Genomic DNA, 15350 nt, shown 5'->3' on the forward strand with positions numbered 1-15350 from the left:
ATGATGACTGAGAATACTCAACTGAATCCGAAAAAATACGGCCGGCCGGATGATGAGTGCGTCATTCCGTTTATGAAGATTGCGTTGCCGGCGGCATTGCTTTCGATCATTTTAACCGTGGCCAGCATCTTCTTTATTGCCACCAAAGGCTTAAATCTGGGTCTGGACTTTACCGGCGGTATTGCCGCAGAGCTGAATTACAGCAATCCAGTGAAAGCCAGCGATGTCTCTTCTGCCCTGACACAGGCCGGTTTCCGTGATCCGGTGGTACAGACCCTGGGTTCTGAACGTGACCTGATGGTGCGTATGCCGGTGCAGGACGAGATTGAAGTCGAAGACCTGACCCAGACCATTACCGCCGCGGCACAATTGCCGGGCAACAGCGCTGATGTAACCAAGGTTGATGTGGTCGGCGGTCAGGTCGGTAACGAGCTGTATGTACGTTCTGCAGGTGCCGTAGCACTGGCACTGATCCTGATGCTGATTTATGTCACCATCCGCTTCGAGTTCAAACTGGCGATGGGTGCGGTGTTATCCCTGTTCCACGATATTATCGTGACTGTGGGTATTTTTGCGATGATGCAATGGCCGTTTGACCTGACCGTATTGGCAGCCATGCTGGCAATTATCGGCTTCTCGCTTAACGATAACATTGTAGTTTCGGACCGTATTCGGGAAAACTTCCGTAAAATTCGGGGCGCTTCGCCGCTGGAAGTGGTCAATATTGCCTTAACCGAAACCTTACGTCGTACCATCCACACCTCGATGACGCTGTTACTGGTGGTGGTGGCGATGATGCTGATGGGTGGTGATGGCCTGAAATGGTTCTCGATTGCCATGTTTGTCGGTGTCTTTGTCGGAACCTATTCTTCGATTTATATTGGTACCGCCTTTGCACTGTGGCGTGGTCTGAACCGTCAAGACTTTATTGTGCAGGTGAAGCCGGAATTTGAAGAGGAAGAAATTCCTTAATTCTTTTCCTTTCTGTACCCATAAAAGCCCATCTCCGGATGGGCTTTTTTAATGGCGAATCAGTTGCAACTTAGGAAACTGAAATCCCTTACAGGAACGTTCAGAACGCCAGGCCACGGTCAGCATACAACCACCAATCTTCAGATGCTGATAGGCAAACGTGCCCAAGCTCTCATGATGACAAAACCCATCCTGCTGATGCGGATGAACCCCGCTATTCAGCTGGTTCAGACTCATGCGAATACCCAGCCCTGACGCTTTCAGGACGGCTTCCTTGGTGGTCCAGACCTTAAACCAGTAATCTGTCTCCTGGCCATAAGCCTGCCACAATTCCCATTCAGCCGGATGAAACATGTGCCTGGCCAGACTTTCAAAGCGCACCTTGCGATCCAGATCCTCAACATCCACCCCAACATCTTGCAGCTGCTCGCTATAGGCCAGCGCATAATGCTGACGGCTGTGGCTATGATTCAAGGCCAACTGCGGATACGCAGGTAAAAACGGCTTGCCATACGCAGTACGGGCAAAATCATCCGAGCAGATTGGCGCGTTTAAATAGGCCGATAGGCGCTGGTTACGAAAAGCATAAATGGCCTGCTTTTGCTGCTGGATGTGCGCTTTACGCTCCAGCGCCGGCTGCTGCGGTGCAATCTGTGCCAGATGGGCCAATTCTAGAATGATCTGTGCGCTCATGTGTGGACGCATTCCCTGCCTAAACAAAAACCAGCGATCAAGATCACTGGTTTTTTCAAAGATAAGAAAGAAAGTTTAATTGCCCTGCACCAGACGACGTGCGCTGATAATCCCCGGCTGCTGCTCCAAACGTGCCAGCAGACGTGACAATTGCGCCAGACCTTTGACTTCAATTAACAGCTTCATATTGGCAATACCATCATTTTCGGAAATGGTATTCACCTGACGAATATTAATCTGATCGGAGAAAATCACCTGAGTCAGATCTTTCAGCAGACCACGGCGATCATAGGCTTCCACCACAATCTGCACGCTTTGACCACGGGTTGGCTGCATTTCCCAGTCGGCTTCCACCGCACGTTCTGGCTCCTGGCTGATCATGCGTACATAATCCGGACAGGCCACCTTATGGATACTCACGCCGCGATTCAGGGTGATATAGCCGGCAATGGATTCACCATGCACCGGCTGACAGCACTGGGCAATATGCAGCTCGACGTTATCCAGACCATCAATCAGAATACCATGCGCCGACAAAGTATGGCTGGCTCGCGGATTCAGGGTTGGTTTTAATACCAGTTCCGGTTCATCCTGATCCAGATGCATATGCCGGTTAACCTGGTTAATCAGCGCATGCAGGCTGATTTCACCATTGACCAGACCAATCAGAATGTCTTCACCGAGTTTGACATTAAAGTGATTGCAGTAATCATTCAAGTCGATACTTTTCGGGTGAATCGCCAGACGCGACAATTCCTTATTCAGAATATCACGGCCAATTTCCAGATTCTTGCTGCGGTCCTGCTGTCTGAACCAGTGGCGTAACTTGTCACGCGCCCGCGCAGTCTTGATATAACCGAGTGAGTTCACCAGCCAGTCGCGGTTTGGTTCACGGTCTTTCTTGGTCAGAATTTCGACCTGTTCACCGGTTTTTAAGGTATAGGTCAGCGGCACATAACGCTGATTGACCCGCGCGGCATAACACTTGTTACCGACTTCGGTATGTACATGGTAGGCAAAGTCCAGCACGGTCGAGCCACGCGGTAATTCTTTAATATCCCCATCGCGGCTAAACACATAAATCTTTTCAAAATCTTCAAACTCTTGCAGCTGCTCGAAGTTTTCAGTTTCATCATCGGACTTATGCGCACTGGCGTCGTTACGTTCCTGATAATGCTCCAGCACCGCACGCAAAGAATGCAAACGATGATTGAAGGAATGATCGGTGGTTTTGCTGCCTTCTTTATAGTTAAAGTGCGAACACACGCCAAGTTCCGCCTCTTCATGCATTTCCATGGTACGGATTTGCACTTCCAGCGACTTGTTTTCAGCAATCACTGCAGTATGCAGCGAGCGATAACCATTGGCTTTCGGATTGGTAATGTAGTCATCAAACTGATGCGGAATATGCCGCCACAGCTGATGTACGATACCGAGTGAGTGATAACATTCCGGAATGGTTTTGACCAGTACCCGCACTGCACGAATGTCATAAAGCTGGTCGAAACTCAGGTCTTTGCTCTTCATTTTCCGATAAATCGAATAAATGTGTTTAACCCGGCCGGTAATTTCCGACTCAATGCCATGCGCCGCCAGCTCGCTCTTGAGCTTATCAATCACAAACTGGATATATTGCTCACGTTCTAGCCGCTTTTCATTCAGTAAAGACGCAATTTCTTTATACCGGTCCGGCGCCAGATAACGGAAAGCCAGATCTTCCAGCTCCCATTTTAACTGGGCAATACCCAGACGGTGCGCCAGCGGCGAGTAAATGGTCAGAATTTCACGCGCCACCCGTTCCTGACGTTCTTTGGACGCAGTGGTCAGTTCACGTAAGGCATAGGTACGTTCAGCCAGCTTGATCAGCACCACACGCACATCTTCAGTGACCGAAATCAGCATTTTGTAGATACCGGTCAGATGCTCGCGCTGGTTGTTATTGAAGTGATCTTCCAGCCGTTTATTCTTTTCAATCAGCTCGGACAGCTTACCCATCGACAGGGTGCCTTTGACCAGGGTATGTACGCTGTCACCGAAATGCTCACGCACCTCTTCCAGGGTCATCACCCCTTCACGCACACTGCGGTACAGCATGGCAGCCGACAAAGTATCTTCATCGACATGCAAATGCGCCAGAATATCGGCCATTTCAATTCCGGTATACAAGGTATTGGACCGGTGCTTGACTGTCGTTTCCAGCTCTTTTTGTAACGTATAGGTGGCAACTTCTTCGAGTTTTGCTAATGCTGCCCCATCTAAGATGTCACGAACCCGGTCCAGCCATTCTGCCAGATCCTGTCGTGCTTGCTCGGCATGTTCTACAGTCGTTTCCTCAGACAATTCGTTTAATCGTCCAGGAAGTTGTTCACGTACTGTGACCATACCCTACTCCTACCTCTATATACTTCATTTTCTATAAATCGTTTATTGATTTTTCTTGCTCAAATAAGGCAATCGATTCTACATGACCGGTATGGCTAAACATATCCATCACCCCGGCTTTGCTTAAACGATAGCCCTGTTGCACCAGCATCCCCGCATCCCTTGCAAGTGTAGCCGGATTACATGACACATAAACGATTCTTGCCGCACCAAATTTGGGCACATAATGCATGACTTCCTCGGCACCGGAGCGCGGAGGGTCAATCAATAATGCATCAAATCCTTGATTTGCCCAAGAATGATGCGAAAAATCTTTTGTTAAATCTTGTGAAAAGAATTTCACCTGAGTTAACCCGTTCAGCTGGGCATTTTCCGCACCACGATGCACCATTTCATCTGAACCTTCCACGCCAACCACCGTACCGTTTTCGCCGACACAGCGCGCCAAAGGTAAAGAGAAATTGCCTAATCCACAAAACAGATCCAGCACACGCTCACCTGCCTGCAACTGAAGCAAATCACATGCCAGCTTGACCATTTGCGGATTCACGGTGGAATTTACCTGGGTAAAATCCAGCGGATGGAAAGCAAATTTCAGCTCAAATTCCGGCAGTGCATAATGCAGACGCATGGCCTGATCAGGTTGATCTACACGTTGCACACTGTCTGGTCCCGCAGGCTGCAGATACAGTTGCCATTGTTTCTGTAACGCAAATTTGAGCAGTTGGTTGACATCTGACTCAGATAATTTTTCCGTATGCCGGACCAACAGGGCAATTTCCGTGTCACCCATTGCCAATTCTACATGACCAATGTCGGCTTTGCCTTTTAGACTTTGGAGTAGTTGTTTCAGGCGGGTGATTGAACCGAGTTCACGGTCCAGAATCAGACAGCGGTCAATTGAGGTCAGCCGGTTGCTCTGGCGTTCCCGGAAACCGACCACCAGTTTGTCTTTATTCGGGAAATAACGCACCCCGATCCGGGCACGGCGGCGATAATCCTCCCGGGTTGAACGTAACGGTGTCAGCCATTCATCCGGTTGAATGCCGGCAAAATGCTGCAGGTGCGACTTGAGTACATCCTGTTTTAAACGAATCTGCTCATCCAGCTGGATATGCTGCATATTGCAGCCGCCACAGACACCAAAATACGGACACGGCGGCTCGACCCGCATCTCGGCAGGTGCAGATAACAGTTCGATACAGTCGGCTTCTTCTAACCGTTTGGTGACATGATGAATCCGTGCTTTGACTGTTTCACCCGGCAAGGCACCCTGAATAAACACCTTCTTGCCGTGTTTATCCTGCGGATGTTCAGGCTGTGAACCATAGTGTGCAATCCCGCGCCCTTCATGGGACAGCGACTCAACCTGAAAGGTATGGATCAGGGGTTGAGCTGGACGAGCGGATGGACGATGTTTCATGAGCACCTAAAGTGTGGAAGATGGGAAGTCTGCAGCAGTAAAGTATGTGGCTTGTGCATTCTGGCGCCAGGCTGCGAGGAACTCGCCATGCTGTGGCAGGCTGGATAAATACTGGATGGTGGTCTGAACCCACAGGCGATGATCATCCAGCTGCAACTGCCCTTTCAGCAAGAGCCAGCGCAGATAGATCAGCCAGGTATTCAGCACATCACCTTCACAATAGCTGGTGAGTTTGAGCCATTCACCGGCGCGGATATATTCCGGCACATGATAACCGGCTTCACCGCGTTTACCCGGAAAACCCAGCAGATGCGCCATATCATCCAGTTTCTGGAAATTCCGGCCATTAAACATGGCCATCACATCCATCAAGTCAATATGCCGCTGATGATAGCGGTTCTGGTAGTTATTATAGCGCTTTTGCGTGTCAATTTCGCCCTGATCAAACAGACTTGGCGCAGACAGGCCATGATACATGGCACGATATAAAATCACCGGCAAATCAAACTGCGAACCGTTCCAGCTCACCAGAGTCGGATGACGCTTGTCAAAAATCGACAGAAATTTTTTCAGGATTTCGGCTTCGGTATACTGTTCCCGGCTAAAAGAAAACAGGGTCATTAAGCCGGTTTCATCAATCCACAGACCGGAAATACAGACAATTTCATGCAGCGGCAAACGCTGAAAATCCATGCCCGATTCCTGACGGCGCAGCTTCATCAGCGCCTGCTCCAGATCTGCCTCAGGCAAATCCAGACCATACAGATGCGCCCCCGACTTCAGGTCGGTCCATGTTTCAATATCAAATACCAACACAGGTAGACGCATAATTTTCTCTACAGCTTGACGGCGGTTTATTCAGGATCTTGAACGGAAAATAAACCGGTCGATAAATAACGGTCACCCCGGTCGCAGATAATGCAGACAATCACCGCATCCGGGTTTTCTTCTGCCAGTTTCAGTGAAGCCCAGACCGCACCACCCGATGACGTTCCGGCACTGATACCTTCTTTTTGCGCCAGTTTACGCATGGTCCGCTCGGCTTCAATTTGCGGAATATCAATAATCCGGTCGACACGACTGCGGTCAAAAATGGTCGGTAAATATTCTTCCGGCCAGCGGCGAATACCGGCAATGCTGGAACCATCTGAAGGCTGTAACCCAACAATCTGAATATCCGGATTCATTTCTTTCAGGTATTTGGATACCCCCATAATGGTGCCAGTGGTCCCCATCGAGCTGACAAAGTGGGTAATTTTACCGCCAGTTTGCTGCCAGATTTCCGGCCCGGTGGTCAGGTAATGCGCTTCGACATTGTCCGGGTTGCCAAACTGGTTCAGTACCAGACCTTTACCTTCGGCCTGCATTTGCAGGGCCAGGTCACGTGCTCCTTCCATGCCCTGTTCTTTGGTCACTTCAATCAGTTCGGCGCCATAGGCACGCATGGCATCTTTACGTTCCTGACTCATGTTATTCGGCATGATCAGTTTCATCTGATAACCACGCATGGCAGCCACCATGGCCAGTGCAATCCCCGTATTTCCGCTGGTGGCTTCAATCAAGGTATCACCCGGTTTGATCTGACCGCGCTTTTCCGCCTGCATAATCATGTTATACGCTGGGCGGTCTTTGACTGAACCTGCCGGATTGTTGCCTTCCAATTTGGCCAACACCGTGGCTTGGGTATGACTTGCAAGACGCTGCAAGCGTACCAATGGTGTTTTGCCCACATAATGATCTAATAGAAATTCATCGGCTTGGAAATCAGGGGTGGTATTACTCATTATTTGCACCTTTCTCTAGGTGCGCATATTGTATGAAAAAAACCACCCGCCTGCACTCTTTTCACCAGCTTTTTCGTGAAAGTGCTTAAAGCACAGTCAGTTTTAAAATAAAGCGTGCTAAACTGCTCGGCAGAACGAATAAACTGCTTTAACCATGTCAAATATCAATAAAAAGTTATTTAAGCGCCTACATTTAAATCATGCTTATGGGCAACTGATTGCCCTGATATTTGTGCCCATTATGGTGCTGGCGGCGGTCGGTGCAGGGCTGGTTCTGACCGAAACCTCGAATGCAGCGCGCGCCCAGCAAAAGCAGATGGCGATTGCGATTTTAACCCGCTATGAAATGCCATCTGAAGTGGCCTTACAGCAGCTCAACACCTTTCCTTGGCAATATGAACAGGCACGCAGCTATATGCAGGACCTGCTCAATGAAAAGCATTTACTTCGGACTGCCATTATTGATTCCCAAGGTCGTAGCCGCCTGAGTATGGGCTATCAGGATCAGGCCGGCTGGCCCAGTTTTCCGCGCGATGCCGCCTTCTTTGGCCCCATTCAGCATAAAGACAGCCATGTCTATGGTTTACGTATTGATGAAAGCCAGAGCCAGTATGCCTGGCTGCTAATCGAACTAGACAATCAACCCCTGGAAATTGCCCGTTATCGGGTCATGACCGTGCTGATTACCACCGGCCTGCTGACCCTGATGCTTCTGTTGCTGTGTCTAAATTTCTATTCGCGCCGCTGGATTGCGCCAATGTACGAAATCCGTATGCAACTGCAACGCCTGAATGCCGACACGCTAGATCAGCACATGGTAATTAACAGTACCGGCGAGCTGCGTTTATTGCAGCGTGATATTGCCAATGTGGTCAAGCGTCTGCATTTCAGCTTTCTGGAACTAAAAGAACATACCGAACAGACCGAAGATGACTTGCGCCGCACCCTAGATACCTTGGAAGTCCAGAACATTACTTACCGTCAGGCACGTGACCAGGCGATTTCAGCCAACCAGTCCAAATCGGTCTTCCTGGCCAATATCAGCCATGAATTACGTACTCCGCTGAACAGTATTGATGGCTTTATCCACCTGTTACTACGTCAGGGCAATCTCAGCAATGAACAGAACCTGTATCTGCAAACTATTCGCAAATCCTCGGCGCATCTGCTGGCACTGATTAACGATGTACTGGATTTCTCAAAAATTGATGCCGGCAAACTGGAACTGGAAACCGCACCTTTTGATCTGGAAGAAGCCATTTATGATGTGATGGACATGCTGTCACCACTAGCGGCTCAAAAGCAGATTGCAATGGCCTTTTATTATGCTGACAACGTGCCAAAGCATGTGATTGGCGATGCCCTGCGCTTTAAACAGGTGCTGACCAACCTGATTTCCAATGCCATTAAATTCACCCCGGATGGTGAAATTATTGTACGCGCGCGCATTGAACATGAAGACATCGGTCAGAGCATGATTCACTTTAGCGTGCAGGACAGCGGTATTGGTTTAAGCGGCACCGACCGGAAAAAACTGTTTGAATCCTTCTCGCAAGGCGATGCTTCTGTGACCCGTCAGTTTGGCGGTACCGGTCTGGGGCTGGCCATTTCCAAGCAGCTGGTACATTTAATGCAGGGCCAGATTGGCTTTGAAGACAACCAGGAACGCGCACCGACTGAAAAAGGCTCGACCTTCTGGTTTACTGCCGTGTTCAGCATTGATGAAGATGAAATTATTGTGCATCCACGCTTTGCCAACAAGCATGTGGTGTCTTATCTGGCGCATCCGGCAACCGCCAATGTGCTGCGTCACTATCTGGAAAACTATCAGGTCCAGCATACTGAAACCACTTCGATTCTGGACTTATTCAGCCGACTCAATCACCTGTCTACACCGGAAGAAGACACCTGGTTAATTGTCGATCATAGCGGTGACACCGAAGCCTTACTGAAAGAAATTCGCAGCCGCTATCAGGGCAATCTGGCCATTTACGGCTACCAGATGGCGCTTGATCCAAGCATGCTGAATGAATATCGCACCCGCCCGCTGTATCAGCCTTTAAGCCGTGGCGCGCTGATTCAGTTACTGAACAATGAAAATCCGTTTGAAGATACAGGCACCGAAGTCTTTGATGGACAGGGGCTGCATGTGCTGGCGGTAGATGACCACTTGCCAAACCTGATTGTTTTAGAAGCCTTGTTAGGTGAACTGAATGTCACCACCACCAAAGCGCTGAGCGGTCAGGAAGCCCTGAATATCCTGCAAGAGCGGATTGAACAGGATGCCAAACCGTTTGATCTGGTGTTTATGGATATTCAGATGCCGGTGATGTCCGGGATTGATACCACCCGCGCCATCCGCTCGCTGGAGTCCACCCTCGACAAGCATAAACGCCTGCCAATTATCGCCCTGACCGCGCATGCGCTGGCCGATGAAAAACAGAACCTGCTGAAAGTCGGCATGGATGATTACGTCACCAAGCCAATCCAGATTGAACAGATCATCCAGATTCTGACCCACTGGACCACTGAAAACTTTAACAAGGTGCCGGCAGTGGAAAAAGCCGTGGTGATTGAAGCGCTTGATCCGCTGGTTCTTGACTGGCAGCAAAGCCTGATGCTGGCCGCCAACAAGGAAGATCTGGCACTGGATCTGCTGCGTATGCTGCTCGACAGCTTTGCCACCGAACTGCATGAAATGCAGCAGCTAATTGAACTGGAAGATTTCCCGCAACTGGAGCATGTGCTGCATCGCCTGTATGGCGCCACCCGTTATGTCGGCACCCCAAGCCTGCAGGAAGCCACCGGTTCTTTTGAGCAGTTTGTTTCGACCTTACGTAAAGAACGCCGTAAAGCCGATGATGCCTTTATTCAGGAAGTGCTAAGACGCTTTGATGAATTACAAGCCGTGCTTGCTCAGGTTGAACATGCCGCCGAGCAGATTCTAAACAAGCACACGCAGTAGTCTGACTCGACTAAAGTCAGGGTCTTGAAAGATGGATGTGACTGCCCTGTCATGTATCATGCGTATCTGCATGCTATGCTCAACAGAGGAAAAATAAGAGTTTAGACCATGACCATACAGGTAGAAAAAAATAACGGCATTGCCATTGTGCGACTGAATCGCCCGGAAAAACGCAATGCCATGAGCTTTGCATTATTAAAACAGCTGGTCAAAACTGCCAGGCAGCTAAAAAAAGACCGTAGCTTGCGCTGCGTCATTCTGACTGGTGAAGCCGAAGTGTTTAGTGCCGGTATTGATCTGGCCGATTTAAACAATCCGCAAAATCGTGCCTTTGCCGCCTGGGAATTACTCAAACCCGGCCAGAGCCTGTTTCAAAAAGCCTTTCTGATCTGGCAGGAATTGCCCGTCCCTGTGATTGCTGCGATTGAAGGTTACTGTTTTGGAGCCGGGATGCAACTGGCACTGGCAGCAGATATTCGTATTGCCCATCCTAAAACCCAGATGTCAATTATGGAAAGCCGCTGGGGGCTGGTACCGGATATGGGTCTGAGCCGCTCTTTAAAAGGCCTGATTGGCCTGGACCTGGCCAAAGAACTGACCCTCACCGCCCGTATTTTTGAAGCGCAATATGCCAAAGAAATTGGCTTAGTCACCCACTTAAGTGACACCCCACTGGATCATGCCCAGATTCTGGCGCAGGAACTGGCGCAGCGTTCTCCGGATGCGCTCGCTGCGGCCAAACAGGTGCTAGATGCCATGGAACATAATCCACAAAAATCCTTACGTCTGGAAAAAATCTGGCAGCTGAAATTACTGCTTGGCAAAAACAGTCAACTGGCGCGTAAAAAAGACAAGCAACCTGACACCAGTTTTTTACCGCGTCAATTTAACTAAGCACAGAGCATCAAGATCGGGAAGAGAAGCATGAGTTTTGATCGCAATACGCCCATCGCCTTTCTGGGTATGGGCTTAATGGGCACACGCATGGCAGCACGTCTGATTCATGCCGGTTTTCGGGTCGCGGTCTGGAACCGCACTGCTGCTGCCTGTGAGGAACTGCTGGACATGGGTGCTGAAGCACTGGCCCTAGAAAAGATTGGTCAATATCCGGTAATTTTAAGCTGCCTGGCTGATGACAATGCAGTCCAAGCCGTTTTTGAGCAGATTCAGCCGCATTTACAGGCCAAGCAAGTGATTGTGGATTTCTCCAGCCTGTCTGTGGATAAAACCCTGACACTGGCTGAACAGGCAGCCCGTCAGCAGATGAAGTGGATTGATTCACCAGTGTCGGGCGGCACAGCGGGCGCAGAACAAGGCACCCTGGTTATCTTTGCCGGCGGTGATGCCGCCACCATTGAAAAACTGACCCTGATTTATAATGTGCTCTCACAGCGCGTGACCCGTATGGGCGCCAGTGGCACCGGACAGGCCACCAAAATCTGTAATCAGCTGATTGTCGCGGCCAACAGTACCCTGATTGCCGAAGCTGTCGCGCTTGCAGCTCAAGCTGGGGTAGACACCACTTTACTGGCACCCGCACTGGCCGGTGGATTTGCTGACTCCAAACCGTTTCAGATTCTAACCCCGCGCATGGCCAGTCATAGCTTTGAACCGGTGCAGTGGAAAGTCCAGACCCTGTCCAAAGACCTGAACAATGCCCTGACCCTGGCTGCGCATTATCAGCTGAATATTCCGGTGGCACAGCAGGCTTTGCAACAACTGCAAGCGCATCAGGCCAAAGGCTTTGCGGAAGCAGATTTATCCACGGTCATTCAACAGGTGGAACAGACCACTTAATTTCACCCTTTGCACAGGGAATGCAGGACATTGTTTATGACGAAACTTGCCGTAAATCTTTCTATGATTTTTACTGAAGTGCCGCTACTTGAGCGCTTTGCACTGGCCAGACAACACGGCTTCCAGCATGTTGAAATCCAGTTTCCGTATGAACTGAGCATTGCGCAGATTCAAAGCCAGCTAACCTTGCATGAACTGACGCTGTGCCTGATTAATGTTCCGGCCGGAGATTTAATGCAAGGCGGCAACGGGCTGGCCGGTGTGCCGGGCAAGGAAATCGAGTTTCGTCATGCCGTTGAACAGGCCATTGAATACGCGGTTGCACTCAAAGTGCCAAGTGTCAATATTCTGGCTGGTAAACAGCCCCAGGATGCCGATCTGCTGCCTTGCCTCAGAACACTGGCCGAGAACCTGAAAATGGCCAGCCATATGCTTAGCAGCCAGCAGATCCAGCCGGTAATGGAAATGATTAATGGCACCGACATGCCGCGCTTTTTAGTACAGAACATTGCCCAGGCCCAAGAGATGCTTGAAGCGGTGCAACATCCGGCGCTAAAAATGCAGTATGACTGCTATCACATGGCCATGATGGGTGAAAACGTACTGGAAGGACTGATCGAGAATATCCAACAGATTGGCCATATCCAGTTTGCCGACTGCCCGGGTCGTCATGAACCGGATACCGGCGATATTGCCTTTGCGGAAGTGTTTGACTGGCTCAAACACAGTAACTATGCAGGCTATGTGGCGGCGGAATATCGACCGAGCAAAGATTCAGCAAATTCCTTTGCGTGGAAAAACAAATACTTTGCCGAATATCAATAATTCGGCACTGTCATAGATTTGAAATTTAGGCTCAAAGCCGCTATATTAGACAATGAATAATTGTCAGGAAATTATACCCTTTATGAATTTAGAACCATCGCCCGGCGCTTCTAATTCTCACGATCTCGCAATGACTTCCCCAAACAATGACGTACACGCTTGCCTGCAAGTTGTGCGCGATGCCCTTGAAGATGTAAAAGCCAAAGAAATTGTTGAGCTTGATGTTAGCAGCATCAGCAATGTTGCAGATGCTATTGTGATTGCTAGCGGCACCTCAACCCGTCATGTTAAATCTCTTGCTGATAACGTTGCTGAAGAAGCACGTAAAGCAGGCTTCCGCCCGATTGGTATGGAAGGTGAACGCGATGCTGAATGGATCTTGATTGATCTGGGTATCGTGGTGGTACATGTCATGCTTCCAACTGCCCGTAAGTTCTACGACCTAGAAAGCTTATGGCGTACAGCACCTGAATCTGTAAACTAAGATTTCCCAAAAAGCGACCTGAAGGTCGCTTTTTTATTGGGTCAAAATAAGAGCTGGTCACAGCTGAATCCAGACACCGACTGATTTTTCCACTTCCCAATAGCTGAACTTAAACCTCTCGGCAGTGCTTCTCGATCTCCCCCCAACCCAAAGATTGAATCGTATGTAATAAAAGATTCTATTTAGTCACAGATATTAAAAAATCCCCCTCAATCGAGGGGGATTTTGAACGCGGGCATCGGACGTCTTAGTGACCCGTACCGTTAATCGCTTTGGTCATGTCTTCAACCACTTTCTTGGCATCACCGAAGACCATCATAGTCTTGTCGTTATAGAACAGGTCATTGTCCAGACCTGCATAACCAGTCGCCATTGAGCGCTTGATCACCATAATGGTACGTGCTTTATGTGCTTCCAGAATTGGCATACCGTAAATTGGCGAGTTTGGATCGTCTTTGGCTGCCGGGTTGACTACGTCGTTGGCACCTATCACCAATACCACATCCGTTGCCGGGAAGTCCGAGTTAATCTCGTCCATTTCCAGAATGTCTTCATACGGCACGTCGGCTTCAGCAAGCAAGACGTTCATGTGACCTGGCATACGACCCGCCACCGGGTGAATCGCAAAACGCACCGTTACACCCTGCTCTTTCAGCAAGTTAGCCAGTTCTTTCACCGCATTTTGCGCACGGCCTTGTGCCATACCATAACCCGGCACAATCACCACGCTGTCCGCATTGGACATTAAGAAGCCAGCATCATCTGCAGAACCTGAACGGTAGTTACGCTGTACCTGCTCACCCGCACCTGCGGTAGGCGCTGCCGCCCCACCCATCGCACCACCAAACAAAACGTTGATGATTGAACGGTTCATGGCTTTACACATGATGTACGACAGAATTGCACCTGATGAACCAACCAGTGAACCCGCCACAATCAGCATGTTGTTTTCCAAGGTAAAACCAATCCCTGCTGCCGCCCAGCCCGAGAAGGAGTTGAGCAGTGATACCACCACCGGCATGTCGCCACCACCGACTGGGGCAATCCAGACCCAGCCAAAGGCTAAAGCCAGTGCGGTCATGGCCCAGAACGAGGTCATGCTACCGCTTAAGAAGAAGTGAATCCCAAAGCCCAGCATGGCAATGAAAATCAGTGCCTGAACCGGTTTAACCCAGCCACCCGAAATGGTCTTGGCCCATTTTTTCGCTGCCAGTTTACCGTAAGCAAATACCGATGCAGTAAAGGTAATCGCACCAACAAAACAGCCCACGAACAATTCAAACAAATGCACTTTGCTCATTTCATGGAAGCTGACGCCATTGGCTGCCAACAGCTCTGGACCCAGTTCAACCAGCTTGTTGTTATGAATAATCGCTGCAATTGCAATTAACACCGCTGCCAGACCGACCAGTGAGTGCATCAGTGCTACGGTTTCTGGCATTTGCGTCATCGGTACGGTACGCGCACGGGCAATCCCGACAATGGCACCCAGAATCATCGCCCCCACAATCATCCAGATAACCGGATGATCCGCCACAAAGAAGGTAGTCAATACGGCAATCGCCATGGCGATCATGCCGTAACGATTACCAGCAATCGCCGTTTTTGGCCCAGACAGGCCTCGTAAAGTTAAAATAAAGAGGACAGCCCCAATCAGGTAGAACCAATCCGCATAGTCTCGAATAAATTCCATCAATTAGCCCTCTTTTTTCTTTTGTTTTGGTTTAAACATTTCCAGCATACGCGCAGTCACTGCGAAGCCACCGAAAATATTAATACTGGCCAGGAATACTGCAATCGCACCAAGTACGCTCACCACGTTAATGCTCTGGAACTGCACATTGGCATCCACACCTAACACAGGCAAGCCGACCGTTTGAATCATCGCCCCCACGATAATGATCGAAGACAGCGCATTGGTTACCGCCATCAGTGGCGTATGCAATGCAGGTGTAACCCCCCAAACCACGTAGTAACCTACGAAAATGGCCAGGACAAAAATTGTAATTGTTTCAACCATGACTG

The 15350-nt window shown here is 49.7% G+C and carries 13 protein-coding genes; 6 read left to right on the plus strand and 7 right to left on the minus strand.

Going from position 1 to position 15350, the window contains the following annotated elements:
- Positions 1-972 (plus strand): protein translocase subunit SecF, encoded by a 972-nt coding sequence (gene secF / locus VF685_RS09485; RefSeq protein ID WP_171521963.1) that lies wholly within the window; start codon positions 1-3, stop codon positions 970-972.
- A gap of 48 nt (positions 973-1020) precedes the next feature.
- On the opposite strand, the gene VF685_RS09490 is transcribed toward secF, so the two are convergent.
- From VF685_RS09490 to cysM, 5 genes are all read right to left on the minus strand, one after another.
- Complete coding sequence (locus VF685_RS09490; protein ID WP_168414260.1) at positions 1021-1665, minus strand: 4'-phosphopantetheinyl transferase family protein; 645 nt, start codon at positions 1663-1665, stop codon at positions 1021-1023.
- Between the two features lie 75 nt (positions 1666-1740).
- Positions 1741-4047 (minus strand): RelA/SpoT family protein, encoded by a 2307-nt coding sequence (locus tag VF685_RS09495; RefSeq protein ID WP_045796610.1) that lies wholly within the window; start codon positions 4045-4047, stop codon positions 1741-1743.
- A 31-nt stretch (positions 4048-4078) separates the two neighbouring features.
- Positions 4079-5470 (minus strand): 23S rRNA (uracil(1939)-C(5))-methyltransferase RlmD, encoded by a 1392-nt coding sequence (rlmD, locus tag VF685_RS09500; protein WP_160240988.1) that lies wholly within the window; start codon positions 5468-5470, stop codon positions 4079-4081.
- Between the two features lie 6 nt (positions 5471-5476).
- A complete protein-coding gene (locus VF685_RS09505) occupies positions 5477-6298 on the minus strand; it encodes a 3'-5' exonuclease (protein WP_005180079.1) in 822 nt (273 codons plus the stop codon).
- A 26-nt stretch (positions 6299-6324) separates the two neighbouring features.
- Complete coding sequence (gene cysM, locus VF685_RS09510; protein WP_005180080.1) at positions 6325-7254, minus strand: cysteine synthase CysM; 930 nt, start codon at positions 7252-7254, stop codon at positions 6325-6327.
- A gap of 154 nt (positions 7255-7408) precedes the next feature.
- Here cysM and VF685_RS09515 point away from each other — a divergent pair, with 154 nt between their 5' ends.
- The 5 genes from VF685_RS09515 to rsfS all read left to right on the plus strand — a co-directional run bounded on the left by VF685_RS09515 (position 7409) and on the right by rsfS (position 13325).
- Entirely contained in the window at positions 7409-10219 is a 2811-nt protein-coding gene (locus VF685_RS09515; protein ID WP_286384592.1) for a GacS-like sensor histidine kinase, read from the plus strand.
- A gap of 108 nt (positions 10220-10327) precedes the next feature.
- Positions 10328-11113 (plus strand): crotonase/enoyl-CoA hydratase family protein, encoded by a 786-nt coding sequence (locus tag VF685_RS09520; protein WP_104470088.1) that lies wholly within the window; start codon positions 10328-10330, stop codon positions 11111-11113.
- A 30-nt stretch (positions 11114-11143) separates the two neighbouring features.
- Positions 11144-12016: an NAD(P)-dependent oxidoreductase gene (locus VF685_RS09525; RefSeq protein WP_286384593.1), complete on the plus strand. Its 873-nt coding sequence runs from the start codon at positions 11144-11146 to the stop codon at positions 12014-12016.
- A 36-nt stretch (positions 12017-12052) separates the two neighbouring features.
- Positions 12053-12841: a hydroxypyruvate isomerase family protein gene (locus VF685_RS09530; RefSeq protein WP_127799676.1), complete on the plus strand. Its 789-nt coding sequence runs from the start codon at positions 12053-12055 to the stop codon at positions 12839-12841.
- 82 nt (positions 12842-12923) lie between these two features.
- Positions 12924-13325, plus strand: a complete 402-nt coding sequence (gene rsfS, locus VF685_RS09535) for a ribosome silencing factor (RefSeq protein WP_005180097.1) — start codon at positions 12924-12926, stop codon at positions 13323-13325.
- Positions 13326-13572: 247 nt separating this feature from the next.
- Here rsfS and VF685_RS09540 read toward each other — a convergent pair whose 3' ends face one another.
- Both VF685_RS09540 and VF685_RS09545 read right to left on the minus strand, forming a co-directional pair.
- Positions 13573-15018, minus strand: a complete 1446-nt coding sequence (locus tag VF685_RS09540) for an NAD(P)(+) transhydrogenase (Re/Si-specific) subunit beta (RefSeq protein WP_005180098.1) — start codon at positions 15016-15018, stop codon at positions 13573-13575.
- Positions 15019-15021: 3 nt separating this feature from the next.
- Positions 15022-15345 carry a proton-translocating transhydrogenase family protein gene (locus VF685_RS09545; protein ID WP_005180100.1) on the minus strand — a complete coding sequence of 108 codons (324 nt, stop codon included), beginning with the start codon at positions 15343-15345 and terminating at the stop codon, positions 15022-15024.
- Positions 15346-15350: the final 5 nt, after the last annotated feature.

The organism is Acinetobacter sp. Brlt_5, assembly GCF_051949055.1.
Classification (GTDB): domain Bacteria; phylum Pseudomonadota; class Gammaproteobacteria; order Pseudomonadales; family Moraxellaceae; genus Acinetobacter; species Acinetobacter indicus.

Coding starts and splice junctions, on each gene's coding strand:
- VF685_RS09505 (WP_005180079.1), bottom strand. CDS start 6,298: ATGCGTCTACCTGTGTTGGTATTTGATATTGAAACATGGACCGACCTG.
- VF685_RS09540 (WP_005180098.1), bottom strand. CDS start 15,018: ATGGAATTTATTCGAGACTATGCGGATTGGTTCTACCTGATTGGGGCT.
- VF685_RS09545 (WP_005180100.1), bottom strand. CDS start 15,345: ATGGTTGAAACAATTACAATTTTTGTCCTGGCCATTTTCGTAGGTTAC.
- secF (WP_171521963.1), top strand. CDS start 1: ATGATGACTGAGAATACTCAACTGAATCCGAAAAAATACGGCCGGCCG.
- VF685_RS09520 (WP_104470088.1), top strand. CDS start 10,328: ATGACCATACAGGTAGAAAAAAATAACGGCATTGCCATTGTGCGACTG.
- cysM (WP_005180080.1), bottom strand. CDS start 7,254: ATGAGTAATACCACCCCTGATTTCCAAGCCGATGAATTTCTATTAGAT.
- VF685_RS09490 (WP_168414260.1), bottom strand. CDS start 1,665: ATGAGCGCACAGATCATTCTAGAATTGGCCCATCTGGCACAGATTGCA.
- VF685_RS09495 (WP_045796610.1), bottom strand. CDS start 4,047: ATGGTCACAGTACGTGAACAACTTCCTGGACGATTAAACGAATTGTCT.
- VF685_RS09525 (WP_286384593.1), top strand. CDS start 11,144: ATGAGTTTTGATCGCAATACGCCCATCGCCTTTCTGGGTATGGGCTTA.
- rsfS (WP_005180097.1), top strand. CDS start 12,924: ATGAATTTAGAACCATCGCCCGGCGCTTCTAATTCTCACGATCTCGCA.
- VF685_RS09515 (WP_286384592.1), top strand. CDS start 7,409: ATGTCAAATATCAATAAAAAGTTATTTAAGCGCCTACATTTAAATCAT.
- VF685_RS09530 (WP_127799676.1), top strand. CDS start 12,053: ATGACGAAACTTGCCGTAAATCTTTCTATGATTTTTACTGAAGTGCCG.
- rlmD (WP_160240988.1), bottom strand. CDS start 5,470: ATGAAACATCGTCCATCCGCTCGTCCAGCTCAACCCCTGATCCATACC.